The following is a 23,245-nucleotide window of genomic DNA, read 5'->3' on the forward strand; positions in this document are numbered from 1 at the left end:
GCACAGCGCTGAAGTTATGCAAACTAGTATTTTTGTACAGTTCTGCATCACTCAAGGTGTTCGAGCAAGCGCCGCGCTGCTTCCTGGCCACTGAGCCATGCGCCCTCGACACGCCCGGACAGGCACCAGTCCCCACAGGCGTACAAGCCCTGGTCAGCATCGGCCAATGCCCCCCACTCATGGTTGCTGCTGGGGCGGGCATAGAGCCAGCGGTGGGCGAGGGCGAAGGTAGGCGGCGGTACCACGCAGCCGACCAGTTCGGCGAATTCGCCCCACAACTGCTCGATGACTTCTTCCTTCGGCAGGTCGATGTGCTGCCGGCTCCAGTCTGACGTGGCGTGGAGTACCCAGGTGTCCAGGTGCTCGTCGCGGCCAGGCTTGCTGCGATTGCGGGCCAGCCAGCCCAGCGGGCTGTCCTGCACGAAGCAGCCTTGCATCGGTGTATCCAGTGGTGCCTCGAAGGCGAGGGCGACGGCCCAGGTAGGTTCCATTTGCACCCCAGCGGCCACCGCAGCCAGCTTTGGTGTAGCGGCCAGAAGTGGCGTGGCCTGCGGTGCCGGGACGGCGATGACCACACGGCTGTAGGGGCCGTGGCTGCAACCTTCGGTGTCCTGCAGGTGCCAGTACTGCTTGCCGCGAAACACTTCCGCTATGCGGCAGCCGAAGTTGACGGTGACGTCCTTGAGCAAGCCTCGGGTGATGGCGCTCATGCGTGGCACGCCTACCCAGCGCGTTTGCTCATCGGGGGAGGGCGTGAGTTCGTCATCACGGTAGTTGTACAGTTGAGGCTTCCACTGCTCGGCCCAGCCGGCAGCCACCCATTGCTGCACCTGATCGACAAAACGTCGGTCACGGGCAGTAAAGTACTGTGCGCCCAGGTCGAGCGCGCCGGCCTCGCTGCGCTTGCTGGCCATGCGCCCGCCACTGCCGTGGCCTTTGTCGAACAAGTGCACGGATTGCCCGGCCTTCTGCAAGGCCTGGGCGGCTGACAAACCGGCAATGCCGGCCCCGATGATGGCGATAGGTACTGTCATGATGGCCTCTTCAAACCTTGCTGTGAGCAGACTACGCTGTCAGGCAAACCTGTACAATGCAAGAATTCTGTATAAGGTTATTCCGTGTTGGCGGGCAGGTTGGCCTATGTTTATACGAGAGCGTCGGGTCAAAAAAGTGCCTTGATGTTAAAAATAGACCACCGCCGCATTCTGCGAGGACACAGCCATGCATATATTGCTGACAGGTGGCACCGGTTTGATTGGCAAGCATCTGTGCCAGTACTGGCTGGGCCAAGGGCATCGGCTTACGGTTTGGAGCAGGCGTCCTGAACAGGTGGCGAAAATCTGCGGTAGCGGCGTACGTGGTATCGCGCGCCTGGAGCAGCTGGAGGCCAACGATCATCTTGATGCGGTGGTCAACCTTGCGGGTGCGCCAATTGCCGACAGGCCCTGGACAGCCGCCCGGCGCAACTTGTTGTGGGCCAGCCGTGTCACTCTTACCGAGCAATTACTGGCTTGGCTGGGCACCCGTGAGCAGCGCCCGCACGTGTTGATCTCCGGCTCTGCGGTAGGTTGGTACGGAGACGGTGGCGAGCGTGAACTGACCGAAGCTTCACCCCCAGTGCGCGCAGATTTCGCCAGCCAGTTGTGTATTGCCTGGGAAGAGACCGCCCAGCGTTCGCAAGCACAGGGGATCCGCGTGGTACTGGTACGTACCGGCCTGGTGCTGGCCAGCGACGGCGGCTTTTTGTCGCGCCTGCGCATGCCTTTCAAGCTGGGGCTGGGCGGGCCTTTGGGCAACGGGCGGCAGTGGATGCCCTGGGTTCATATAGATGACCAGGTCGCCCTGATTGATTTTCTCTTGCAGCACAAGGATGCCAGCGGTCCTTATAATGCCTGTGCCCCGGAGCCTGTGCGCAACCGTGAGTTTGCCAGGCGACTGGGCCGCGCCCTGCATCGGCCGGCGCTGTTGCCAGTGCCGGCATTGTTGCTCAAGGCGGGCCTTGGCGAGATGTCGACCTTGCTGCTGGGAGGCCAGCGGGCGCGCCCGGTACGCTTGCTGGAAGCCGGCTTCACCTTCCGCTTCAACGATCTGCAATCGGCGCTGGACAACCTGTCCAGTCGCCTCTGACATAGGACGCTGCATGACCGATCACGCCCTGCTGCTGGTCAACCTGGGTTCCCCGGCCTCCACCTCGGTGGCCGATGTGCGCCGCTACCTCAACCAGTTCCTCATGGACCCATACGTGGTCGACCTGCCGTGGCCGGTGCGGCGCTTGCTGGTGTCACTGATCCTGGTCAAGCGCCCGGAGCAGTCGGCACACGCCTACGCTTCGATCTGGTGGGAGGAGGGCTCGCCTCTGGTTGTGCTGACCCGTCGCCTGCAGGCAGCGATGGTCGAGCACTGGCCCCATGGCCCGGTGGAAATTGCCATGCGCTACGGCCAGCCGGCCTTGCCTGAGGTGTTGGCGCGGCTGGCCGCCCAAGGTGTGCGCAAGGTGACTTTGGCACCGCTTTATCCGCAGTTCGCCGACAGTACGGTAACCACTGTGGTCGAGCAGGCGAAACAGACGGTCAGCGAGCGCCAGTTACCGTTGCAGATGCGCGTGCTGCAGCCGTTCTACGAGCACCCGGCGTACATCGAGGCGCTGGCAGCCAGCGCCCGGCCGTACCTGGAGCAGGGTTACGACCACCTGCTACTGAGCTTCCATGGCTTGCCGGAACGGCACCTGAAGAAGCTGTTTCCGAAGGGGGTCAAGCACGACCTGCGTGCTGCCGATTGCTGCCACGGTGCACCCGCCGAAGTACGTTCGGTTTGCTATCGCGGGCAATGCCTGGCTACGGCCAAGGCCTTTGCGCAGAGCATGGGCATTCCTGATGGCAAATGGTCGGTATCGTTCCAGTCGCGGCTGGGGCGGGACAAGTGGATCGAACCCTACACCGAGACGCGGTTGGATGAGCTGGCCAAGGCCGGTGTGAAGAAGCTGCTGGTGATGTGCCCGGCGTTTGTGGCGGATTGCATCGAGACACTGGAAGAGATTGGCATGCGTGGCAGCGAGCAGTTTGTCGAGGCTGGTGGCCAGGAACTGGTGCTGGTGCCGTGCCTGAATGATCACCCGGAGTGGGTCAGGGTGTTGGCTGATATGTGTGAAAAGGCCTGAATCGAAGGGGCCGTGTTGCGGCCCCTTCCGACCGGTTATACATCCAGCTTCTTGTGCTTCCAGCCATCATTGCCCGGCAGAATCAGGTTCAGGGCAATAGCTACAATGGCGCACAGGGCGATGCCCTTCAGGCCCCAGTCATCCGGGCCGTCACCGCTGCCGATCAGCACACCGCCGATACCGAACACCAGTGTCACCGAGACGATCACCAGGTTGCGTGCTTCGGCCAGGTCGATCTGGTGGCGGATCATGGTGTTCATGCCCACCGCTGCAATCGAGCCGAACAGCAGGCACAAGATGCCGCCCATCACCGGCACCGGGATGCTTTGCAGCAGCGCGCCGAACTTGCCGATGAACGCCAGGGTAATGGCGAAGACCGCCGCCCAGGTCATGATCTTCGGGTTGTAGTTCTTGGTCAGCATCACCGCGCCGGTCACTTCGGCGTAGGTGGTGTTGGGCGGGCCGCCGAACAGGCCGGCTGCAGTGGTAGCCAGGCCGTCGCCCAGCAACGTCCGATGCAGGCCAGGCTTTTTCAGGTAGTCACGGCCGGTCACGCTGCCCACTGCGATCACCCCGCCGATATGCTCGATCGCCGGCGCCAGCGCAACCGGGACGATGAACAGAATGGCCTGCCAGTTGAACGCAGGGGCGGTGAAATTGGGGATTTCCAGCCACGGTGCGGCAGCGATCCTGGCGGTGTCGACCACGCCAAAGGCGAACGACAGGGCAAAGCCCACCAACACACCGGAAATGATGGGAACCAGGCGGAAAATGCCCTTGCCAAATACGGCAACGATCAGGGTTGTCAGCAGCGCAGGCATCGAGATCAGCATGGCCGTCTTGTACGGCATCAGCGCTGTACCGTCCCCACCTTTGCCCATCGCCATGTTGGCGGCGATCGGTGCCATGGCCAGGCCGATGGAGATGATCACCGGGCCGATCACCACCGGCGGCAGCATGCGGTCGATGAAACCGGTGCCTTTGACTTTGACCATCAGCCCCATGAAGGTGTACACGAAGCCGGCAGCCATTACGCCACCCATGGTCTCGGCAAGGCCGAACTGGCCTTTGGCGAGGATGATCGGCGTGATGAAGGCAAAGCTCGAGGCCAGGAACACCGGTACCTGACGACCGGTGACCAGCTGGAATAGCAGCGTGCCGATGCCGGCGGTGAACAGCGCGACGTTCGGGTCGAGGCCGGTGATCAGGGGCATCAGCACCAGCGCGCCGAATGCCACGAAGAGCATCTGCGCGCCCGAAACGACCTGGCGCCAGAGCGGGTCGTTGAAGCCGTCCTGCATGGTCAGGCGTCCTTTTGCTTGGTGCCGAAGATCTTGTCACCGGCATCGCCCAGGCCAGGCACGATGTAGCCGTGTTCGTTCAGGCGCTGGTCGATCGAGGCGGTGTAGATCTTCACGTCCGGGTGGGCTTTTTCCACCACCTCGATGCCTTCTGGCGCGGCGACCAGGACCATGGCGCGAATCTCTTTACAGCCGGCCTTTTTCAGCAGGTCGATGGTGGCAACCATCGAGCCGCCGGTGGCCAGCATCGGATCGATGATCAGGGCCAGGCGCTGGTTGATGTCCGGCGCGAGCTTTTCCAGGTAGGTGTGGGCTTCGAGGGTTTCTTCGTTACGGGCAACGCCGACGGCGCTGACCTTGGCACCCGGGATCAGGCTGAGCACGCCGTCGAGCATGCCGATGCCGGCGCGCAGGATCGGTACTACAGTGATCTTCTTGCCGGCGATTTTTTCAACCGAGACCTTGCCACACCAGCCGTCGATCTCGTAGGTTTCGAGGGGCAGGTCCTGGGTGGCTTCATACGTCAGGAGCGCGCCGACTTCCTGGGCGAGTTCGCGAAAATTTTTGGTGCTGATATCGGCACGGCGCATCAGGCCGAGCTTGTGGCGGATCAGCGGATGGCGGATCTCACGAGTGGGCATAGGGGGGCTCCGAAAGGCGGGCAAAAAAACCGCGCTAGATTAATCTATTCAGCCTGTGCTGTCGTCTGGTCATTCTGGACGTTAGTCCATAAATGCTTGATCTGTGACGAGCGGATGCGTACCTTTGCCCGCTTTTCCAAAATGCCCCCCCGGAGAGCGCCATGTCCGCCGATCTCGAGCATATCCGTCAAGTCATGCGTGAAGCTGACTGCCTGTACACCGAAGCCGAAGTCGAAGCGGCCATCGCCAAAGTTGGCGAGCAGATCTGCAAGGACCTGCATGACAAGAACCCGGTTGTGTTCTGCGTGATGAACGGCGGCCTGATCTTCTCCGGCAAACTGCTGACCCACCTGCAGTTCCCGCTGGAAGCCTCGTACCTGCACGCTACCCGCTACCGCAATCAGACCAGCGGCGGCGAGCTTTTCTGGAAGGCCAAGCCGGAAGTGTCGTTCATCGACCGTGACGTGTTGATCGTCGACGATATCCTCGACGAAGGGCACACCCTCAGCGCCATCATCGAGTTTTGCAAGCATGCCGGCGCCCGCTCGGTGTACACCGCTGTGCTGATCGACAAGGACCACGACCGCAAGGCAAGCCCTGATCTCAAGGCCAACTACGTGGGCCTGCCTTGTGTTGATCGCTATATCTTCGGTTACGGCATGGACTACAAAGGTTACTGGCGCAACGCTAACGGCATCTTCGCCGTAAAGGGGCTGTAACCGTGCGCCAGCCTGCGTTCATCGACCAATCGCTGTTCGCCGGGCTGGCCGAAAAGGCTGCTGGCAACCCGCGTGGGCGGCAGCACCATAACTTTCACGAAATGGAAGAGCCCTGCCACCGCATGGCGGTCGGGCTGCAACCGAGCACCTACATTCCGCCGCATCGCCATTTGAGCGCCGACAAGGCTGAAACCTTGATAGCGCTCAAGGGGCGCTTTGGCCTGTTGATTTTCGATGAACAAGGCGCGGTGACTGACAAGCGGGTGCTGCAGGCCGGGGGCGACTGTCTGGGTGTGGATCTGGCGCCTGGTACCTACCATGGTTTGGTGGTGCTGGAGCCGGACAGTATGCTGTTCGAGTGCAAGGCTGGGCCATACCGACCGGTGGGCGAGGGCGAACACGCACACTGGGCGCCGCGCGAGGGTGAAGCTGGTGTGGCCGATTACCAGGCCTGGATGCGCGCGCAGTTCGATTGATATCGGCTGTACCCGGCGTGCTAGAGTGCTCCTTCATACAAGGAGCCTCACATGCGTGCGATTCTTCCCCTCCTGCTGGCGGTCAGCCTGCCGCTCGCTGCCGCACCGCTGCACAGCCAGTTCCTGCCTCCTGATGACCAGTCCCTGCGCCAGGAAGCGCCGACCAGCCAGCAATTGCTGCAAGTGACTGACTATTCCGTGGTCGTAGGGGCTCAGCGCCAGTCCGATCAGCAGCCGATCCCGATCACATCGTCGTTGCAGGTGCGCCTGAAGGGCAAGCCGCTGAGCAAGGGGGCGACCATTGCCCAGGTGCTGCTGACGTTCGATGGTGAAGCGGCCAAAAGCCTGAAAAAGCCTGTGTATGACGCTAAAACCCGCACCTTGAGCCTGAATTACCCGATCAGCAACTACCGGGTGGTCATGGACCTGCTGCGTAACGAAACCTTGTACGTGCAGTTTCTGACTTACGGCAACGGCCACATCTGGGCCGACCTGCACACCGGGACGGTACGTACGCGTTGAGGCACGCAGCCTGCGGGGGGTAAACTGCCGGCCTTCGAAATTCCGTGATGGTCCAGTTGGAGTCGGCAATGCGTAAAGACAAGAAACAGGTAATCGGTGACGAAATCAGCGACGACTACATCAAGTCGTTCCTTCAGTTCGAGCCGGCCGATGGTGTGACTTCGCCGTCGCTGCACAAGCTGGTCAAGGCCTACCGTGGCCTGCGCGTGGACGACTTCGAGCGCTTTGTAGGCTTCTTTGTCGAAGCTGGCCTGGACCTGGACGGCAAGGACGAGCACGGCAAGACCTTCGTCGAGCAGATTGCCGACCAGCGCAATGCCCCTGAGTACATCGAGATCATCGATAAAGCCCGTGGCTGATTGGTAACCTGTGCCGGCCCTTGCGCGGGTAAACCCGCTCCTACAAAGGATATGCGGTCTTTGTAGGAGCGGGTTTACCCGCGAAAGGGCCGGCACAGGCTGACAAACGCCCAGGCACAAAAAAACGCCCCGAGGGGCGTTTTTGCGTTTCAGGCCGGCTTAGGCGTAGTGCTTGGCCGCCGGGCTGCTTTCTGCCAGGTCCAGGGCCGCGTCGTTATCGGCACTGATCTTGTGGTACAGCGCAGCATCGGTTGCCAGGGTCTTCTCGCGAGCCGGGAAGATTTCCTTGAGCTTGGCAGCCCAGGCACCCTTGGCCTGCTCGGGGAAGCAGCGCTCGATCAGTTCCAGCATGATCGACACGGTCACCGAGGCACCCGGCGATGCGCCGAGCAGTGCTGCCAGGCTGCCGTCCTGGGCCGAGACCAGCTCGGTACCGAACTGCAGTACGCCGCCTTTTTTCGGGTCTTTCTTGATGATCTGCACGCGCTGACCAGCCACTTCCAGGCGCCAGTCTTCGGCCTTGGCCTGCGGATAGAAACGACGCAGGGCTTCCAGACGCTGCTCCATCGACTGCATCACTTCGCTGACCAGATACTTGGTCAGGTCCATGTTGTCGCGGGCCACAGCCAGCATCGGGCCGATGTTGCCCATGCGCACCGACAGCGGCAGGTCCATCAGCGAGCCGTGCTTGAGGAACTTGGTAGTGAAACCGGCATACGGGCCGAACAGCAGTGAAGTCTTGCCGTCCACGACGCGGGTGTCCAGGTGCGGTACCGACATCGGCGGGGCGCCGACAGCGGCCTGGCTGTAGACCTTGGCCTGGTGCTGCTTGACGATTTCCGGGTTGTCGCAACGCAGCCACTGGCCGCTGACAGGGAAGCCGCCGAAACCTTTGCTTTCCGGGATGCCGGACAACTGCAGCAGCGGCAGGGCCGCGCCGCCGGCGCCGAGGAAGACGAAGCGGGCGTCGACTTCACGGCTGCCGCCGCTGTTGACGTCCTTGATGCTCACGGTCCAGCCGCTGCCGTTACGGCGCAGGCCGACAACCTTCTTGCTGTACTTGACTTGCGCGTCCGGCGAGTCGCCCAGCAGCTTGAGCAGCTTGTTGGTCAGTGCGCCGAAGTTCACGTCGGTGCCTTTGGCCACGCGGGTAGCAGCGATGTGCTGGTCGGCCGGGCGGCCAGGCATCATCAGCGGCATCCAGTCGTTCATCACGGCCTTGTCTTCGGTGTATTCCATCTCGGCGAAGGCGTGGTGCTGCTTGAGCAGCTCGAAGCGCTTCTTGAGGAAGGAAACACCCTTGTCACCCTCGACATAACTCAGGTGTGGGACAGGGTTGATGAAGGCACGCGCCGAGCCGAAGTTGCCCTTCTTGCTCAGGTAGGCCCAGAACTGGCGCGAAACCTCGAACTGGGTGTTGATGTGCACGGCCTTCTTGATGTCGATGCTGCCATCGGCGGCCTGCGGCGTGTAGTTCAGCTCGCACAGGCCGGCGTGGCCGGTGCCTGCGTTGTTCCAGGGGTTGGAGCTTTCCGCGGCCCCGGAGTCCATCGCCTCGACGACCTCAAGCTTCAGGGTCGGGTCAAGCTCCTTGAGCAGTACGGCCAGGGTGGCACTCATGATGCCCGCGCCTACCAGTACCACATCAACCGATTCGTTCTGCGCCATTTAACGCGTCTCCACAATCTACAGCTACCTAATTGACAGCATAGGACCTGGGGTTGCCAGGGTCGCCATGTCCGACTTTTCGCAGTTCTTGCAACTTCCGCGGACACCGCCAATCAGTCTTCGGGTTCGTGTATTGAACGCCGTTTGCCACAGGTGCGGCAATTCGACTTATGGTCAAGGTGTCGTGCGTGCGTTATGGAACGGTTCAGACACTCATACGGGATGAGCGCATCTGCCGCCTGTTCAGGGCTGTTCGGGACACATCTGCCGCTTTTGCACATGCCAGACTGTTCATTTGCTCGCCACACTCTTGTGAAGTTGTGAAAACCGTTTTTTCACGCTCTTTTGGAGACGTGAACCTCAAAAGGGGACTGCGCGATGGCAACCCGCAGGTTCATGCAGTGTGAAGGGCCGGAAAAACAGGCACGACAGCCGATGCAAGACCTGAGTGGAAGGCTCTCTGTGGGCGAAGCGGTGAAGTTGCCGGGGTCAATCGGCGAGTGCGGGGCCCGATCAGGAGACGTCCTTATAATCGGGGGGAGATTATAGCGATGTCGCGGACAGAAATGTCGCCATTCGTGGTTTTTATTGCAGCGTTTGTCAGGCAGCGAGGAGGCGCTGGTGCCAACGGCGGTTTGCGCGGGCGCAAACCCGGGCTTCGATGGGCAGCTCGCGGCCCAGCCAGGCCAGCTGAATTTCGCGGATCTGCACCCAGTCGAGGCCGCTTGGTGCCTGGCTGCATTGCTTGAACGCCAGGCATTTGCCATCAGCGTCAAGGCGGGCATAAGCGTTGTGGCGCGGCCGTTGGAAGAGCTGAGTCCAGAGCGAGGTCATGGCGGCGAGTCCTTTGCGTTAGGGCTTGGCGCAAGGATAAGGGGGTGGCCATGAAACGATTGTGACAACCGGGCCGGGCCGATGACTGGTCTGTGCCTGGCTAGGTATACTGTGGGCCTTTGCCGCATTTTCTGGAGAAACGCGCATGTTGCAACGTCTGTTGTTCGGTTTGATCGCCGTGGCCAGCCTTAGCCTTGTCGGTTGTGCCCACAGCCCGCAACAACTCAACCCGCAACCCACGCTCAAGGCCCAACTGGCCCCGGTCGGCCATGGCCAGCCGGTGGTGGTCCGGGTAGTCGATGGCCGGCCTTCGCAGTCTCTGGGTACCCGCGGTGGCATGTACCCCGAGACCAGCACCATCAGCGTCAGCGGTAATGACGTGGTACCCAAGCTGCAGGCCCAGGCTGAAGCCGCTGTGCGCCTGCTCGGCTTCACCCCGACCCCGAACGCCGGCAATGCACCGCAGCTGACCGTGACCCTGGCCGAGCTGAAGTACCAGTCGCCGAAAGACAACCTTTACGTGACCGAGGCCACCATCGGCGCCACTTTCCGTGCTGATGTGACCAATGGTGGCCGCCGTTACAGCGGCCGTTATGGCGCTTCGCTGGACCAGCGTTTCGGCATGGCGCCGAATCAGGACACCAATAACCAGCTGGTGGGGGATGTGCTGAGCGATGCCCTGACCCGCCTGTTCAAGGACCCGAGTATCGGGCAGGTGCTGGGTCAGTAAGCTTCAGGTTATGCCAGAAACCCGCTGCCTGAGTGACAGGCAGCGGGTTTTTGCTGTCTGGCCAGCACAGATTCACGCAGCTTCTATGTGGAAATCCAGCAAGCTGAACCCTGTGCCTGCATCCACTTCGGGCAAGTCCTCATGTACATGCCCGCCAAGCGCGCAGTAGACCAGCCACTGGCGGTCCTGCACATTGATCGCAAAACCATCGATCAGCGCCTGTTGCTCATCACTCTGGGCAACGAGGTAAAGGCGGTCTTGGTTTTCGGCGTGCAACATGAAAAAGCTCCGGGTCATCAAAAGGCCGACAGGGTCGCCTGTATTGATGACGAGCGGATGACAGATGAAATTTAATGACAGTTTGTCGCCAAGACCGGGCGCCAAGGTGCGACTTGGGTAGAATGCTGGCCTTTGCCATTGCTCACATCGAGGTTGCGTGATGTCCTTGCAAGTGCTCTGGGGGTTCCTGGCCGCCCATCCCACCAAGCTGATCAACCTGCTGGCGCTGCTGCTGACCTGCCCGGGCGGTTTGCTGCTGCACAGCGCGCGACGGCGCGAGGCCGAAACCCGCGAGTACATGGCGGCAGACGAGGGGGTAGTGAACGCTTTCGACCTTCGTGTGCCGAAATACTTCTACATTCTTGGCTTTTCGTGCCTGGCGATGGCACTGCTGCTTTCCTGGTTCAGCACCTGGATCTGAGAAGCATCGGGGCTGCAACGCAGCCCCAAACCTGATCAGGCTACAGGTGCCTGCTGCCTGACCTGATACTGGTTGCGCACTGGCGTCGCATACTGCAACACCAGGTACGGCCGCTGCTCTTGCGGGCAGGCATCCAGACGCCGTTGCCATTCTTCCTTGGCCTTGGCCAGTTCATCCGCGGGGAACACCTTCTCGGCGCTTGGCACCTGCAGGGCTTCGTCCTTGCCCTCCCACATCGCATACGCCAGGTAATGCACCGGAAACAGTCGGTAGCCCCCCAGGATCTGCCGGTCGATCTCCGCCGCCAGCTGCTTGGTGTCTTCGTGGTACTCGGTTACCGGCGGCGCAAAGTTGATGTGCACGCGGCCCTTGTAGCCGGTGATGCCTTTGGCGATGCTGTTGTCATCTTCGCCGGGCGCCTTCTGGTAGGTGCCGGTGGTGGCGCGGATGTACAGCTCGCGGGCCTTGGCCTGGTCGCACGGGTCGTATTCGTAGCTGATCGATACCGGGGTCAGGTTCAGGCTCTGGATCACTGCACCGAACGGTTCGTCCTTGCGGCTCATGTGGAACATCTTGAGAATCGCCGAGTCGGTACGGTCGTCACCGTCCTTGGCCCGACCTTCGGCCTGGGCGATCCAGATCGAGGTGGCATCGTTGCGGATCGAGTGGTTGATGTAGGCCGACAGCAGTTGGTAAGCAGCCAGTTTTTCACGCCGCCCGCTGATCGAACGGTGCACGATGAAGCTCTTGTTCAGGCGCATCATGTCGCTGACAAAGGGCTTCTGCAGCAGGTTGTCGCCAATGGCGATACGCGGCGTGGGCAGGCCGGCGTGGTACACCGCGTAGTTGACGAAGGCCGGGTCCATGACGATGTCACGGTGGTTGGCCAGGAACAGGTAGGCGGTGCCGGCCTTTAGCTGTTCCACACCCGAGTAGGTGACGCCGTCGGTGGCGCGATCGATGGTCTGGTCGACGTAGTACTCGACTTTGTCCTGCAAGGTCGAGACACAGGTAACGCCGGCGAATTCCTTGCGCAGGCGGCGTGCGATCAAGGGCTTGAGCAACCAGCCGAGAGCACCGGCCGCACGCGGAAAGCGGAAGTGGGTGAGGATATCGAGGAATGCCGGGTCGCTGAGCAGGCGTGCCAGAACGGCAGGGACCTCAGCGTCGTCATACGGTCGGATGGCATCGAATTCGCCCATCATGCTCTCTTGTTGGAAACGGCTAGGGTAATAAGGTAGGGACGGGCTCCGAAAAACGGCTCGGACGCACACAGACCCTGTAAACAGACCGGCAATTATACGCATAAGTCACTGCGGAGGCCGCGATGCTGGAAACCGACTTCTATGATTGCCCTTATTGTGGCGAACGTGTGGAAACTACCGTCGATCTGTCTGCTGGTGATCAGGTTTATACCGAGGATTGCCAGGTGTGCTGCCAGCCTGTGGTGTGCATTCTGCAGGTGCACGGTGACGAATGGATGCTCGAAGTCCGACGCGAGGACGATACCTGATGCAGCGCATCTACGAACCGGAAGGCCTGCTCGAAGCGGAAATGCTGGCAGGCATGCTTGCCAGCGAGGGGATCGAGGTACATGTGGTCGGCCGTGACCTGGTCGGTGCCGCCGGCGAGCTGCCCTTGCAGGGACTGCTGGGGCTCGTCGTGTCTGATGAGCAGGCCGAATGCGCACGACAGCTGATCGATGCGTACAATGACGCCCAGCCACTGGTTGGCGACGAACCGGAGAATGTCCCCGGTACCTTGATCTGCTAGGTTCTGAATTCGCCCATGTGTGGACGTTATGCCCTGTTTCGCTGGCCCCAGGCCCTTGCCAGTCTGCCAGGTTTTCCCGTCGGCCAGCCGGCCCAATGGAATATATCGCCTGGGGCGTCGGTGCTGATCCAGCGTCAGCTTGACGGCCAGCAGCAACTGGCCAAGGCGCGCTGGGGGTTGACCCCGGCCTGGCTCACCGACCTGTCCCGTACCCCTGCCCATGCCCGCGCCGAAACGCTGGCCGAACAGCCGATGTTTCGCGATGCATTTCGCCAGCGCCGCTGCCTGATGCCGGCCAACGGCTTTTACGAATGGCGTGGCAGCGTGCGCAAACGCCCGTACTGGTTGACCCCGGGGGAGGGCGCGGCGCTCTACTTTGCGGCGGTGTGGGAGGCCTATCCGGTGCAGGATCAGGTTTGGCTGAGTTGCGCGGTGGTGACCCAGGCCGCCATGAACCAGCGTCGGCCGCTCATCCTCGACGAGGCGGGGCAGGCGGCCTGGCTTGACCCGGACACGCCGGTAACCCGCTTGCACGAGCTGCTGGCCAGCCCGCCGGCGACGTTGCGTGAGCGGGCCTTGTCCAATTTCGTCAATGACCCGAAGCTGGATGCGCCGGAGTGCCTGACCCCGGCTTGATTGTCTGCGCCGGCCCTTTCGCGGGCAAGCCCGCTCCTACAACGGTCGTGTTCCCCTGTACGGGCGGGCTTGCCCGCGAAGGGAGCGGTACAGGCGACGAAAATCTTCCCAGCGGCCAAGGCGGCCATTTTCGGCAATGAGCCGAAGCGGGATTGATGGGGTGCCTGCGCCGGCCCTTTCGCGGGCAAGCCCGCTCCTACCAACGGTCGTGTTACCCGTGTAGGAGCGGGCTTGCCCGCGAAGAGGCCGTTACAGCGACGAAAATCTTCCCTGCGGCTATGGCAGCCACTGGCGACTCGGCCTAGGATACGGCGCATGTAAAAAGGGAGTGTTTTCATGCGTAAGTCTTTTGTCGTCAGCCTGCTGAGCGCTGGCATTCTGCTGGCCGGCTGCCAGGCGGTGAATACCACCAGCGGTGGTGCTGTTGGCGTCGAGCGCCAGCAATACATGTTCAGCATGCTCTCGACCGATGAGGTCAACAAGATGTACGCCCAGTCGTATCAGCAGACCCTGGGTGAAGCATCGAGCAAGGGTGTGCTCGACAAGTCCAGTGCCGATGCCAAGCGTGTGCAGGCAATTGCCAGCCGCCTGATCGCCCAGGCACCCAAATTCCGCCCGGATGCCGCGCAGTGGGACTGGCAAGTCAACGTGATCAAGAGTGACGAACTGAACGCCAACTGCGGTCCGGGCGGCAAGATCATCGTCTACACCGGGCTGATCGATCAGCTCAAGCTCACCGATGCGGAAATTGCCGCAGTGGTGGGGCACGAGATTGCCCACGCCTTGCGCGAGCACAGCCGCGAGGCCATGTCCAAGGCATACGGTGTGGAAATGGCCCGCCAGGGTGCCGGTGCCATCTTCGGCCTCGGCCAGGGCAGCATGGCCATGGCCGACACGGTGGTGAACTACGCCATGACCTTGCCCAACAGCCGGGCCAACGAGAACGAGGCCGACCTGATTGGCCTGGAGCTGTCGGCCCGTGCAGGCTACGACCCGAATGCCGCGATCACCTTGTGGAACAAGATGAGCAAGGCTTCCGAAGGTGCACCGCCTGAGTTCATGAGTACTCACCCGGCGTCCGAGAGCCGCATTGCTTCGCTGCAGGCGGCGATTCCGAAGGTGATGCCGCTGTATCAGGCTGCAGCCAAGCCGTGAATGCCTGAATCCTGGGGCTGCATGGCAGCCCCAGCTTTTCCCTTTACCCAATCCAGCCACTGGCCTTCATCGCCGAATAGACGGCCACGATCGCCAGCACGAAGAACGCCGTTGCCGCCAGGCGACGAATCAGCGTCAACGGCAGTTTGTCAGCCGCGAAGTTACCCGCCAGTACCACCGGCACGTTGGCAATCAGCATGCCCAGGGTAGTGCCGATAATGACCATGATCAGGTGCGGGTACTGTGCAGCCAGCATCACGGTGGCGACCTGGGTCTTGTCACCGATTTCGGCCAGGAAGAACGCAATCAGCGTCGTCAGGAACGGCCCGAAACGGCGAGCCGGGTTCTCGTCGTCATCCATCTTGTCCGGTACCAGCGTCCACAGTGCGGTGGCGGTAAAGCTCGCAGCCAGGATCCAGTGCAGGGCCGAATCGCTGAAGAAGCTGCCGACCCACGCCCCCACGGCACCGGCTGCGGCATGGTTGGCCAGGGTGGCGGCGATGATGCCGGCGATGATCGGCCAGGGTTTGCGGAAGCGGGCAGCGAGAATGAGTGCGAGCAGTTGCGTCTTGTCACCGATCTCGGCCAGGGCAACGATAGCGGTGGGGACCAGCAGTGATTCCAGCATCAGGATTCCTACGGGGGCGGGTCGACACGGCTATGACACGTACAGCCTCCCCGCCCCGGGTAAGGTGTGCGTGTCATAGGTCTTGTCAAACCCTCGATCCGTCTATGCGGATCTCGCCATGCAGGCGTGCATGGTGGGTCGCACGCGCCATGGTCTGTGGACCAAGTATGTTGACGCGTACCGGGCGAGCTGGGTGCTCGCGGGAGACTACTCCCCTAGGACGGTGCGGATTCTGCCTAGGCAAAACGTTTTCGGCAAGCGCTGTTTTTTATCCGCGAGTTGCCTGGTAGATGCGGAAACCATCGGCCTCGTCACGTACCTGGCAGTTGCCCAATGCCCCTTCGATGAGTGGCTGGTAGCGCAGGAAACTGTTGGCGACCAAGCGCATTTCGCCACCTTTTCGCAGATGAATGGCGGATTTTTTCAGCAAGTTTTCCGAAGCCTGGTAGTTGGTATGTACGCCGGTGTGGAACGGTGGGTTGCTCAGGATAAGGCTCAGTTCGGTAGGGGCTGCGTCGATGCCATCGCCGCTGATCACTTCGCCTTCCAGGCCGTTGGCCGCCAGCGTCAGGCGGCTGGCGGCCACGGCGAAGGCATCCACGTCCAGCAAGGTCACCCGGCTTTGTGGGTAACGGCGTTTGAGCGTGGCACCCAGTACCCCGGCACCGCAGCCAAAGTCCAGCATGTGGCCACCGGGCAGGCCGTCAAGATGCTTCAGGAGCAGGGCGGTACCTCGGTCGAGTCGGCCATGGCTGAATACCCCAGGCAGGCTGACCACCTGCAGCGGGCCGTCTTCCAGGGCCAGCTCGAAGCGCTCGGCCAGGCTTTCCAGCGGTTTTGCCTGCGGCGCCTGGTCGATGGTCACTTGCCACAGCTGGCAGTGCCGGGCGCTGTCGAGTTTGCGTGGCTTGCCAAAGGCCTGCAGCTGCTTGGCCGCGCCCTCGATGCCACCGCGCTTCTCGCCGACCAGGTACAGCTCGCGGCCAGCCAGTCGCGACGCCAGGGCGTTGAGCAGGTAGGCGGCCAGCTCGCGGGATTTGGGCAGGAACAGCACGGCGCTGTCGAATGCTGCTTCAGGGGCCTCGACGCCGTAATGGCTGCGGCCTGCGAAGCGGCTTTCGAGCATGGCCTGATCACCGGCATGCCAGGTCCAGGCCTGGGCCTGAGGCAACTGGCCGAGCAGGTCGTCGGCGGGGGCGCCGGCGACCAGCAGCGGCCCCTGAAACAGCTCAGCCTGACGGAGCAACACTTCACTGCGCGGGTCCATGGACGACGTCTCCTGGAAAAAAGTGGCGCAGTGTAGCAGAGGCGGGCGCCAGGCTCAGCTGACCACACGGCGTGGCTGCCCGGCGAAGAAAGCCTGGGCGTTCTCGCTGAGCTGGCCGACGATGCGCTGGCGCGACTCCACGGCACCCCAGGCGCTGTGCGGGGTGATGATCAGGCGCGGGATGCCGGGCTCCAGCAGCGGGTTGCCGTTGACCGGCGGCTCCACGCTCAGCACGTCGGTGGCCGCGCCGCCCAGGTGACCACCGCGCAGGGCATCGGCCAACGCCTGTTCGTCGATCAGGCCACCACGGGCGGTGTTGACCACCAGCGCGTTGGGCTTGAGCAGGGCCAGTTCGCGGGCACCGAGCATATGCCGGGTGTGCTCGTTCAGCGGGCAGTGCAGGGTCAGGGCGTCGACTTGCGGCAGCAACTCGTCCAGCGGCAACCGGTCGGCGCGCTCCGGTCGGCCAGGGATCTGCCCGCTCAGTACCCGCATACCGAAGGCTTCGGCCAGCCTCGCCACTGCGCCGCCCAGTTCGCCGTGGCCGAGCAGGCCGAGGGTTTTGCCCTCCAGTTCGATGATAGGAAAGTCCAGCAGGCAGAACTGGCTGGCCTTGGCCCACTGGCCATCGGCCACCGCCTGGTTGTAGTCGCACAGCCGGGTGGCCAGGGCCAACAGCAGGGCCAGGGTATGCTGGGCGACAGACGGCGTGCCGTAGCCCTGGCAGTTGCACACCGTGATGCCCTGGGCGCGGGCGGCAGCCAGGTCGACATTGTTGGTGCCGGTGGCGGCCACCAGGATCAGCTTCAGTTGCGGGTTGGCGGCCAGGGTTGCGGCGTCGAGCATGACCTTGTTGCTAACCACTGCCATGGCGCCCTGCAGGCGTTCCGCAACCTGTTCCGGGCGGGTGGCGGCGAACAGTTCGAACGCGTCGAACTGCTGCTTCAGGGGCGAAAGGTCGAGGTCGCCAAGGTCCAGGGACTGGTGATCGAGAAACACGGCGCGACGCGGGCTGGACATGAAGATCTCCGGTGGCAGGGAGGGATAAGGGCGTTGTGGCCATTCGCGGGCACGCCCGCGCCCACAAGGTCACCACAACCCTTGCAGGAGCGGGCTTACCCGCGAAGAGGCCCTCAGCTTCGGCGCAAACCTGAAGCCGCCGCCGCAGTGTCTAGCTCAACCTTGCCGCCCGTCAACGCCCGCCACTCATACCTCTGCCACGCAAATCATTCCTTCGGCTGATTTGGCCGTCACATTGGCGAACTACAGTAAACCCAGACTTGTCCGGCCCGCTTTTCAGAAAAGGGATCCCCATGTTGCAGACACGCATCATCAAGCCCGCCGAGGGCGCCTATGCCTATCCATTGCTGATCAAGCGCCTGTTGATGTCCGGCAGCCGCTATGAAAAGACCCGCGAAATCGTCTACCGCGATCAGTTGCGGCTGACATATCCACAGCTCAACGAGCGCATTGCCCGCCTGGCCAATGTGCTGACCGAGGCTGGGGTGAAGGCCGGTGACACCGTGGCGGTGATGGACTGGGACAGCCATCGCTACCTGGAATGCATGTTCGCCATTCCGATGATCGGCGCTGTGGTGCACACCATCAACGTGCGCCTGTCGCCCGAGCAGATCCTCTACACCATGAACCATGCCGAAGACCGCGTGGTGCTGGTCAACAGCGACTTCGTCGGCCTGTACCAGGCCATCGCCGGGCAGCTGACCACTGTCGACAAGACCTTGCTGCTGACCGATGGCCCGGACAAGACTGCCGAACTGCCCGACCTGGTCGGCGAGTATGAGCAACTGCTGGCTGCTGCCAGCCCGCGCTACGACTTCCCGGACTTCGACGAGAACTCGGTGGCCACTACCTTCTACACCACTGGCACCACCGGCAACCCGAAGGGCGTGTACTTCACCCACCGCCAGTTGGTACTGCACACACTGGCCGAGGCCTCGGTCACCGGCAGTATCGATAGCGTGCGCCTGCTGGGCAGCAACGATGTGTACATGCCCATCACCCCGATGTTCCACGTGCATGCCTGGGGCATCCCCTACGCTGCCACCATGCTCGGTATGAAGCAGGTGTACCCGGGGCGCTACGAGCCGGACATGCTGGTCAAGCTTTGGCATGAAGAGAAGGTCACCTTCTCCCACTGCGTACCGACCATCCTGCAGATGCTGCTCAACTGCCCGAACGCCCAGGGGCAGAACTTCGGCGGCTGGAAGATCATCATCGGCGGCAGCTCGCTCAACCGTTCGCTGTACCAGGCCGCCCTGGCGCGCGGCATCCAGCTGACCGCCGCGTATGGCATGTCGGAAACCTGCCCGCTGATCTCCGCCGCACACCTGAACGATGAACTGCAGGCCGGCAGCGAGGATGAGCGCGTCACCTACCGTATCAAGGCCGGTGTGCCGGTGCCGTTGGTCGAAGCGGCCATCGTCGACGGTGAAGGCAACTTCCTGCCCGCCGATGGTGAAACCCAGGGCGAGCTGGTACTGCGAGCGCCTTGGCTGACCATGGGCTACTTCAAGGAGCCGGAGAAGAGCGAGGAGCTGTGGCAGGGCGGCTGGCTGCACACCGGTGACGTCGCCACCCTAGACGGTATGGGTTACATCGACATCCGCGACCGCATCAAGGATGTGATCAAGACCGGTGGCGAGTGGGTTTCCTCGCTCGACCTGGAAGACCTGATCAGCCGCCACCCGGCCGTGCGCGAAGTGGCGGTGGTGGGGGTGGCCGACCCGCAGTGGGGTGAGCGCCCGTTTGCCCTGCTGGTGGTACGTGACGGCCACGAGATTGACGCCAAGGCGCTGAAGGAACACCTCAAGCCGTTCGTGGAACAAGGTCATATCAACAAGTGGGCGATTCCAAGCCAGATCGCCGTTGTTACTGAAATTCCCAAGACCAGTGTCGGCAAGCTCGACAAGAAACGCATCCGCCAGGACATCGTCCAGTGGCAGGCCAGCAACAGCACGTTTCTTTCCACGTTGTAATCGTTGTGCGGGTCGCGTACGTAAGAGCGCGACCCGCATGTTAGAGAGCCCGCCGTCTTGCCAAACGACAGAAATGCGCCATCCTTGAGCAGTGCCAGCCCGCAACCGAGACAAAACTGCAGCGTGATGGTGGCATGGAGCGCAAATCACACTTTAGAGGGATCAAGCGCCTGTGCCTGCTGGCTATAGTCGGGGCCAGGGGATTTTCAGGAATGGGGGAGGGCGACATGCGCAAGCTGTGTCGCCGGCAGGTGAAAGCCTGTCATCCGGTCGCTCGGGCCGTTCTTGAAAGGACTCACTGCCATAACAAAAAAGTACATGGAGTAGCGTCGATGAAATCTGCAAACCTGTTCTGGCGCCGGGCCAAGCTGCCCTTGGCCGTCAGCCTTGCTTCCACGCTCGCAAGTCCTGCTTTCGCTGTCAGTTTCAACATTGGTGAAATCGAAGGCCAGTTCGACTCGTCGCTCTCCATCGGCGCCAGCTGGTCGACAGCCAACCCCAACAAGAACCTGATAGGGGTGAACAACGGCGGCAAGGGCCTGTCACAGACATCCGACGATGGCCACCTGAACTTCAAGAAGGGCGAAACCTTCTCCAAGATCTTCAAAGGCATTCATGACCTGGAGCTCAAGTACGGCGACACCGGTGTGTTCGTCCGCGGCAAGTACTGGTACGACTTCGAACTGAAGGACGAAAACCGCGAGTTCAAGGACATCAGCGACTCCAACCGCAAGGAAGGCGCCAAGTCGTCCGGCGCCGAGCTGCTCGACGCCTTTGTCTATCACAACTACGCCATCGGCGATCAGCCTGGCTCGGTGCGTTTCGGCAAGCAGGTGGTGAGCTGGGGCGAAAGTACCTTCATCGGCGGCGGCATCAACGCGATCAACCCCATCGACGTGTCGGCGTTCCGCCGTCCCGGGGCCGAGATCAAGGAAGGCCTGATTCCCGTCAACATGTTCTACATCTCGCAGAGCCTGACCGACAACCTGTCGGCCGAGGCCTTTTACCAGCTCGAGTGGGACCAGACGGTCGTCGACAACTGCGGCACCTTCTTCTCCCAGCCGGACATCATTGCCGACGGCTGTACCGACAACTTGCGTGTGCTCAATAGCAGCCGCACGGTGCCGGGCGCTGCGCAGCAGTTCCTCGCCACGCAGGGCGTGAACATCAACGAAGAGGGTGTGATGGTGCGCCGTGGTGCCGACCGCGATGCGCGTGACAGCGGCCAGTTCGGTGTGGCCTTGCGCTATATGTTCGAGCCGTTGGACACCGAGTTCGGCGCCTACTTCATGAATTACCACAGCCGTGCTCCCATCTTCAGTGCCACAGGGGCCCCGCCGTCCGTGTTCGCCGGGCTGAGCGCCCTGCCTGCACAGTTGCGCGCATTGGCACCTTTGATCGTGGCAGGTAATTCCGAGTACTTTGTGGAATACCCCGAGGATATCCGCCTTTATGGCTTGAGCTTCTCCACCACGTTACCCACTGGCACCGCCTGGAGCGGCGAAGTCAGCTACCGCCCCAATGCGCCAGTGCAGCTCAATACCACGGATATCCTGTTCGCCGGTGTCCGTCCAATTGGCGGCGCGTTGAGCAACGCATCGCTGCTGACCGGTACGCCAGGGCAGGACCTTCACGGGTATCGCCGCAAGGAGATCACTCAGTTCCAGACCACCCTGACCCACTTCTTCGACCAGGTGATGGGTGCCAGCCGGATGACTGTCGTCGGTGAAGTGGGTGTTACCCATGTCGGCGGCCTGGAGAATGCCCACGATACCCGCTACGGTCGCGACCCGGTGTTCGGCCCAGGTCCGTTGCCATCCACCGGTGGCGCCGATACCTGCCAGGCGCTCAATGGCAGCACCATCGCCGGCGCCGGTGCGGGGGCGTCCACCGCCAACCTGAACCGCAAATGCGAGAACGACGGCTACACCACCAGCACTTCCTGGGGTTACCGCGCCCGTGTCATCTGGGACTACAACGACGTTTTCGCAGGTATCAACCTGAAGCCGAGCGTGGCCTGGTCGCATGACGTGTCCGGTTACTCGCCGGGCCCTGGCGCCAACTTCGAGGAAGGCCGCAAGGCTGTCAGCCTGGGCCTGGATGCCGAGTATCAGCAAACCTACACGGCGAGCCTCTCGTACACCAACTTCTTCGATGGCAAGTACAGCACCGTGGATGACCGCGACTTCGTCGCCCTCAGCTTCGGCGTGAACTTCTAAGCATACAGATCCAGGACGACACGACATGAACAAGACCATAAGTCTGCTGCAAGCCGGTGTACTGGGCCTGTCCCTGCTGGCGACCAGCGTCATGGCTGCGGTATCCGCCGACGAGGCGGCCAAGCTGGGCAGCACCCTGACCCCGATGGGTGCCGAGAAGGCCGGCAACGCCGACGGCTCCATCGGCCCTTGGGAGCCGCTGTCGAAGACGGCAGGCAGCGTCGACGGCAAGGGCTTCCTGTCCGACCCGTACGGCAGCGAAAAGCCGCTGTTCACCATCACTGCGCAGAATGCCGACCAGTACAAGGACAAGCTCTCGCCCGGCCAGTTGGCCATGTTCAAGCGCTACCCGAACACCTACAAGATCCCGGTGTTCAAGACCCATCGCGGCGCAACCGTCCCTGCCGATGTGTTCGCGGCCATCAAGGAAAACGCCACCAAAACCACCCTGGTGGAAGGCGGCAACGGCCTGAGCAACTTCCGCACGGCAGTGCCGTTCCCTATCCCGAAAAGCGGCCTGGAGGTGATCTGGAACCACATCACCCGCTACCGCGGCGGCAGTGTCAGCCGTCTGGTGACCCAGGCCACGCCGCAGCAGAGCGGCTCGTTCAACCCCGTGTACTTCTCCGACCAGTTCGTCTTCCGCGACAAGATGAAGGACTACGACCCGAACAACCCAGGCAACATCCTGTTCTACTTCAAGCAGGAAGTTACTGCGCCTGCGCGCCTGGCCGGGACTGTGCTGCTGGTGCACGAAACCCTTGACCAGGTGAAGGAGCCGCGCAAGGCGTGGATCTACAACGCAGGCCAACGCCGTGTGCGCATGGCACCGCAAGTGTCGTATGACGGCCCGGGCACCGCCGCCGACGGCCTGCGTACGTCGGACAACCTGGACATGTTCAACGGTGCACCCGATCGTTATGACTGGAAACTGGAAGGCAAGAAGGAGCTGTACATCGCATCGAACGCCTTCAAACTGGATGATCCGAAGCTCAAGTACGCCGACATCATCAAGGCCGGGCACATCAACCAGGACTTGGCCCGTTACGAGCTGCGCCGCGTCTGGCACGTAGTTGCAACCCTCAAGCCGGGCCAGCGGCACATCTACGCCAAGCGTGACTTCTATATCGATGAGGACACCTGGCAGGCTGCAGTGATCGACCAGTACGACGGCCGTGGCCAACTGTGGCGTGTGTCCGAGGCTCACGCCCAGCCTTATTACAATGTGGAAGTACCTTGGTACACCCTGGAAGCCATTTACGACCTGCAGTCCGGTCGTTACCTGGCCCTGGGCATGAAGAACGAAGAGAAACGCGCCTACGACTTCGGCTTCAGTGCCAGCAAGGCCGACTTCCAGCCAGCGGCGCTGCGTCAGTCGGGTATTCGCTAAGCTGAGATCACTGAACGCCGTGTGATCCCCAGAACGCCCCGGCTCGCCGGGGCGTTTCTATTTCCTGAAGCGGC

Annotated in this window: 25 protein-coding genes and 1 riboswitch; of the genes, 15 read left to right on the top strand and 10 right to left on the bottom strand. The window is 62.1% G+C overall.

Going from position 1 to position 23,245, the window contains the following annotated elements; translation table 11 throughout:
- Positions 1-47 precede the first annotated feature (47 nt).
- On the bottom strand, positions 48-1,034 hold the full coding sequence (locus tag ACF8RA_RS24865) for an NAD(P)/FAD-dependent oxidoreductase (RefSeq protein ID WP_176684973.1): 987 nt from the start codon (positions 1,032-1,034) through the stop codon (positions 48-50).
- Positions 1,035-1,221: 187 nt separating this feature from the next.
- On the opposite strand from ACF8RA_RS24865, the gene ACF8RA_RS24870 reads away from it, so the two are divergent.
- Both ACF8RA_RS24870 and hemH read left to right on the top strand, forming a co-directional pair.
- Positions 1,222-2,127 carry a TIGR01777 family oxidoreductase gene (locus ACF8RA_RS24870; RefSeq protein WP_176684974.1) on the top strand — a complete coding sequence of 302 codons (906 nt, stop codon included), beginning with the start codon at positions 1,222-1,224 and terminating at the stop codon, positions 2,125-2,127.
- A gap of 13 nt (positions 2,128-2,140) precedes the next feature.
- Positions 2,141-3,157 (top strand): ferrochelatase, encoded by a 1,017-nt coding sequence (gene hemH, locus ACF8RA_RS24875; protein ID WP_339535430.1) that lies wholly within the window; start codon positions 2,141-2,143, stop codon positions 3,155-3,157.
- A gap of 35 nt (positions 3,158-3,192) precedes the next feature.
- Here the strand turns inward: hemH and ACF8RA_RS24880 are convergent, their stop codons facing one another.
- Positions 3,193-4,458 carry a uracil-xanthine permease family protein gene (locus tag ACF8RA_RS24880; RefSeq protein ID WP_103443485.1) on the bottom strand — a complete coding sequence of 422 codons (1,266 nt, stop codon included), beginning with the start codon at positions 4,456-4,458 and terminating at the stop codon, positions 3,193-3,195.
- 2 nt (positions 4,459-4,460) lie between these two features.
- Positions 4,461-5,099 (bottom strand): uracil phosphoribosyltransferase, encoded by a 639-nt coding sequence (upp, locus tag ACF8RA_RS24885; protein ID WP_003247366.1) that lies wholly within the window; start codon positions 5,097-5,099, stop codon positions 4,461-4,463.
- A 161-nt stretch (positions 5,100-5,260) separates the two neighbouring features.
- Here upp and ACF8RA_RS24890 point away from each other — a divergent pair, with 161 nt between their 5' ends.
- The 4 genes from ACF8RA_RS24890 (at position 5,261) to ACF8RA_RS24905 (ending at position 7,175) form a co-directional block, all read left to right on the top strand.
- Positions 5,261-5,818, top strand: a complete 558-nt coding sequence (locus ACF8RA_RS24890; protein WP_003247364.1) for a hypoxanthine-guanine phosphoribosyltransferase — start codon at positions 5,261-5,263, stop codon at positions 5,816-5,818.
- Positions 5,819-5,820: 2 nt separating this feature from the next.
- Positions 5,821-6,294, top strand: coding sequence for a WbuC family cupin fold metalloprotein (locus ACF8RA_RS24895; protein WP_176684976.1), 474 nt, complete (start codon positions 5,821-5,823; stop codon positions 6,292-6,294).
- Between the two features lie 51 nt (positions 6,295-6,345).
- On the top strand, positions 6,346-6,816 hold the full coding sequence (locus tag ACF8RA_RS24900) for a hypothetical protein (RefSeq protein WP_176684977.1): 471 nt from the start codon (positions 6,346-6,348) through the stop codon (positions 6,814-6,816).
- Positions 6,817-6,884: 68 nt separating this feature from the next.
- Complete coding sequence (locus tag ACF8RA_RS24905; RefSeq protein ID WP_003247360.1) at positions 6,885-7,175, top strand: PA4642 family protein; 291 nt, start codon at positions 6,885-6,887, stop codon at positions 7,173-7,175.
- Between the two features lie 159 nt (positions 7,176-7,334).
- On the opposite strand, the gene mqo is transcribed toward ACF8RA_RS24905, so the two are convergent.
- Together mqo and ACF8RA_RS24915 are read right to left on the bottom strand one after the other, a co-directional pair.
- Positions 7,335-8,843, bottom strand: a complete 1,509-nt coding sequence (gene mqo / locus ACF8RA_RS24910) for a malate dehydrogenase (quinone) (protein ID WP_003247357.1) — start codon at positions 8,841-8,843, stop codon at positions 7,335-7,337.
- A 600-nt stretch (positions 8,844-9,443) separates the two neighbouring features.
- Positions 9,444-9,677 carry a hypothetical protein gene (locus ACF8RA_RS24915; RefSeq protein ID WP_176684978.1) on the bottom strand — a complete coding sequence of 78 codons (234 nt, stop codon included), beginning with the start codon at positions 9,675-9,677 and terminating at the stop codon, positions 9,444-9,446.
- A gap of 145 nt (positions 9,678-9,822) precedes the next feature.
- On the opposite strand from ACF8RA_RS24915, the gene ACF8RA_RS24920 reads away from it, so the two are divergent.
- Positions 9,823-10,407, top strand: coding sequence for a YajG family lipoprotein (locus ACF8RA_RS24920; RefSeq protein WP_021783486.1), 585 nt, complete (start codon positions 9,823-9,825; stop codon positions 10,405-10,407).
- A gap of 72 nt (positions 10,408-10,479) precedes the next feature.
- On the opposite strand, the gene ACF8RA_RS24925 is transcribed toward ACF8RA_RS24920, so the two are convergent.
- Positions 10,480-10,686, bottom strand: coding sequence for a hypothetical protein (locus ACF8RA_RS24925; protein WP_003247353.1), 207 nt, complete (start codon positions 10,684-10,686; stop codon positions 10,480-10,482).
- Between the two features lie 160 nt (positions 10,687-10,846).
- Between ACF8RA_RS24925 and ACF8RA_RS24930 the strand changes: the two genes are divergently transcribed.
- On the top strand, positions 10,847-11,107 hold the full coding sequence (locus ACF8RA_RS24930; RefSeq protein ID WP_176684980.1) for a hypothetical protein: 261 nt from the start codon (positions 10,847-10,849) through the stop codon (positions 11,105-11,107).
- Positions 11,108-11,142: 35 nt separating this feature from the next.
- Here the strand turns inward: ACF8RA_RS24930 and ACF8RA_RS24935 are convergent, their stop codons facing one another.
- Positions 11,143-12,312, bottom strand: a complete 1,170-nt coding sequence (locus tag ACF8RA_RS24935; RefSeq protein WP_176684981.1) for a 1-acyl-sn-glycerol-3-phosphate acyltransferase — start codon at positions 12,310-12,312, stop codon at positions 11,143-11,145.
- Positions 12,313-12,434: 122 nt separating this feature from the next.
- Between ACF8RA_RS24935 and ACF8RA_RS24940 the strand changes: the two genes are divergently transcribed.
- From ACF8RA_RS24940 to ACF8RA_RS24955, 4 genes are all read left to right on the top strand, one after another.
- A complete protein-coding gene (locus ACF8RA_RS24940; RefSeq protein WP_010951999.1) occupies positions 12,435-12,620 on the top strand; it encodes a CPXCG motif-containing cysteine-rich protein in 186 nt (61 codons plus the stop codon).
- A complete protein-coding gene (locus tag ACF8RA_RS24945) occupies positions 12,620-12,880 on the top strand; it encodes a putative signal transducing protein (RefSeq protein WP_176684982.1) in 261 nt (86 codons plus the stop codon). The genes ACF8RA_RS24940 and ACF8RA_RS24945 overlap by 1 nt, the downstream gene beginning before the upstream one ends.
- 15 nt (positions 12,881-12,895) lie before the next feature.
- Positions 12,896-13,516, top strand: a complete 621-nt coding sequence (locus ACF8RA_RS24950) for an SOS response-associated peptidase (RefSeq protein ID WP_392519671.1) — start codon at positions 12,896-12,898, stop codon at positions 13,514-13,516.
- A 336-nt stretch (positions 13,517-13,852) separates the two neighbouring features.
- Positions 13,853-14,671, top strand: coding sequence for a M48 family metallopeptidase (locus ACF8RA_RS24955; protein ID WP_176684984.1), 819 nt, complete (start codon positions 13,853-13,855; stop codon positions 14,669-14,671).
- 43 nt (positions 14,672-14,714) lie between these two features.
- Here the strand turns inward: ACF8RA_RS24955 and ACF8RA_RS24960 are convergent, their stop codons facing one another.
- The 3 genes from ACF8RA_RS24960 to ACF8RA_RS24970 form a co-directional block, all read right to left on the bottom strand.
- Complete coding sequence (locus ACF8RA_RS24960; RefSeq protein ID WP_003247342.1) at positions 14,715-15,299, bottom strand: TMEM165/GDT1 family protein; 585 nt, start codon at positions 15,297-15,299, stop codon at positions 14,715-14,717.
- 88 nt (positions 15,300-15,387) lie between these two features.
- A riboswitch (yybP-ykoY riboswitch) is annotated at positions 15,388-15,527 on the bottom strand.
- 40 nt (positions 15,528-15,567) lie between these two features.
- On the bottom strand, positions 15,568-16,566 hold the full coding sequence (locus ACF8RA_RS24965; protein WP_176684985.1) for a class I SAM-dependent methyltransferase: 999 nt from the start codon (positions 16,564-16,566) through the stop codon (positions 15,568-15,570).
- 54 nt (positions 16,567-16,620) lie between these two features.
- Positions 16,621-17,586 carry a 2-hydroxyacid dehydrogenase gene (locus ACF8RA_RS24970; RefSeq protein WP_392519672.1) on the bottom strand — a complete coding sequence of 322 codons (966 nt, stop codon included), beginning with the start codon at positions 17,584-17,586 and terminating at the stop codon, positions 16,621-16,623.
- 293 nt (positions 17,587-17,879) lie between these two features.
- Here ACF8RA_RS24970 and ACF8RA_RS24975 point away from each other — a divergent pair, with 293 nt between their 5' ends.
- The 3 genes from ACF8RA_RS24975 to ACF8RA_RS24985 all read left to right on the top strand — a co-directional run bounded on the left by ACF8RA_RS24975 (position 17,880) and on the right by ACF8RA_RS24985 (position 23,171).
- Positions 17,880-19,562 carry a fatty acid--CoA ligase gene (locus ACF8RA_RS24975; protein WP_176684987.1) on the top strand — a complete coding sequence of 561 codons (1,683 nt, stop codon included), beginning with the start codon at positions 17,880-17,882 and terminating at the stop codon, positions 19,560-19,562.
- 332 nt (positions 19,563-19,894) lie between these two features.
- Complete coding sequence (locus tag ACF8RA_RS24980; RefSeq protein ID WP_176684988.1) at positions 19,895-21,781, top strand: DUF1302 domain-containing protein; 1,887 nt, start codon at positions 19,895-19,897, stop codon at positions 21,779-21,781.
- 25 nt (positions 21,782-21,806) lie between these two features.
- The gene (locus ACF8RA_RS24985) at positions 21,807-23,171 is read left to right on the top strand and encodes a DUF1329 domain-containing protein (protein ID WP_392461381.1); all 1,365 of its coding nucleotides are present in this window, start codon (positions 21,807-21,809) and stop codon (positions 23,169-23,171) included.
- Positions 23,172-23,245: the final 74 nt, after the last annotated feature.

Origin of the sequence: Pseudomonas sp. FYR_5, from assembly GCF_043106315.1 — a bacterium.
Lineage (GTDB): Bacteria > Pseudomonadota > Gammaproteobacteria > Pseudomonadales > Pseudomonadaceae > Aquipseudomonas > Aquipseudomonas putida_Y.

Coding starts and splice junctions, on each gene's coding strand:
- ACF8RA_RS24865 (WP_176684973.1), bottom strand. CDS start 1,034: ATGACAGTACCTATCGCCATCATCGGGGCCGGCATTGCCGGTTTGTCA.
- ACF8RA_RS24870 (WP_176684974.1), top strand. CDS start 1,222: ATGCATATATTGCTGACAGGTGGCACCGGTTTGATTGGCAAGCATCTG.
- hemH (WP_339535430.1), top strand. CDS start 2,141: ATGACCGATCACGCCCTGCTGCTGGTCAACCTGGGTTCCCCGGCCTCC.
- ACF8RA_RS24880 (WP_103443485.1), bottom strand. CDS start 4,458: ATGCAGGACGGCTTCAACGACCCGCTCTGGCGCCAGGTCGTTTCGGGC.
- upp (WP_003247366.1), bottom strand. CDS start 5,099: ATGCCCACTCGTGAGATCCGCCATCCGCTGATCCGCCACAAGCTCGGC.
- ACF8RA_RS24890 (WP_003247364.1), top strand. CDS start 5,261: ATGTCCGCCGATCTCGAGCATATCCGTCAAGTCATGCGTGAAGCTGAC.
- ACF8RA_RS24900 (WP_176684977.1), top strand. CDS start 6,346: ATGCGTGCGATTCTTCCCCTCCTGCTGGCGGTCAGCCTGCCGCTCGCT.
- ACF8RA_RS24905 (WP_003247360.1), top strand. CDS start 6,885: ATGCGTAAAGACAAGAAACAGGTAATCGGTGACGAAATCAGCGACGAC.
- mqo (WP_003247357.1), bottom strand. CDS start 8,843: ATGGCGCAGAACGAATCGGTTGATGTGGTACTGGTAGGCGCGGGCATC.
- ACF8RA_RS24915 (WP_176684978.1), bottom strand. CDS start 9,677: ATGACCTCGCTCTGGACTCAGCTCTTCCAACGGCCGCGCCACAACGCT.
- ACF8RA_RS24920 (WP_021783486.1), top strand. CDS start 9,823: ATGTTGCAACGTCTGTTGTTCGGTTTGATCGCCGTGGCCAGCCTTAGC.
- ACF8RA_RS24925 (WP_003247353.1), bottom strand. CDS start 10,686: ATGTTGCACGCCGAAAACCAAGACCGCCTTTACCTCGTTGCCCAGAGT.
- ACF8RA_RS24930 (WP_176684980.1), top strand. CDS start 10,847: ATGTCCTTGCAAGTGCTCTGGGGGTTCCTGGCCGCCCATCCCACCAAG.
- ACF8RA_RS24935 (WP_176684981.1), bottom strand. CDS start 12,312: ATGATGGGCGAATTCGATGCCATCCGACCGTATGACGACGCTGAGGTC.
- ACF8RA_RS24940 (WP_010951999.1), top strand. CDS start 12,435: ATGCTGGAAACCGACTTCTATGATTGCCCTTATTGTGGCGAACGTGTG.
- ACF8RA_RS24945 (WP_176684982.1), top strand. CDS start 12,620: ATGCAGCGCATCTACGAACCGGAAGGCCTGCTCGAAGCGGAAATGCTG.
- ACF8RA_RS24950 (WP_392519671.1), top strand. CDS start 12,896: ATGTGTGGACGTTATGCCCTGTTTCGCTGGCCCCAGGCCCTTGCCAGT.
- ACF8RA_RS24955 (WP_176684984.1), top strand. CDS start 13,853: ATGCGTAAGTCTTTTGTCGTCAGCCTGCTGAGCGCTGGCATTCTGCTG.
- ACF8RA_RS24960 (WP_003247342.1), bottom strand. CDS start 15,299: ATGCTGGAATCACTGCTGGTCCCCACCGCTATCGTTGCCCTGGCCGAG.
- ACF8RA_RS24965 (WP_176684985.1), bottom strand. CDS start 16,566: ATGGACCCGCGCAGTGAAGTGTTGCTCCGTCAGGCTGAGCTGTTTCAG.
- ACF8RA_RS24970 (WP_392519672.1), bottom strand. CDS start 17,586: ATGTCCAGCCCGCGTCGCGCCGTGTTTCTCGATCACCAGTCCCTGGAC.
- ACF8RA_RS24975 (WP_176684987.1), top strand. CDS start 17,880: ATGTTGCAGACACGCATCATCAAGCCCGCCGAGGGCGCCTATGCCTAT.
- ACF8RA_RS24980 (WP_176684988.1), top strand. CDS start 19,895: ATGAAATCTGCAAACCTGTTCTGGCGCCGGGCCAAGCTGCCCTTGGCC.
- ACF8RA_RS24985 (WP_392461381.1), top strand. CDS start 21,807: ATGAACAAGACCATAAGTCTGCTGCAAGCCGGTGTACTGGGCCTGTCC.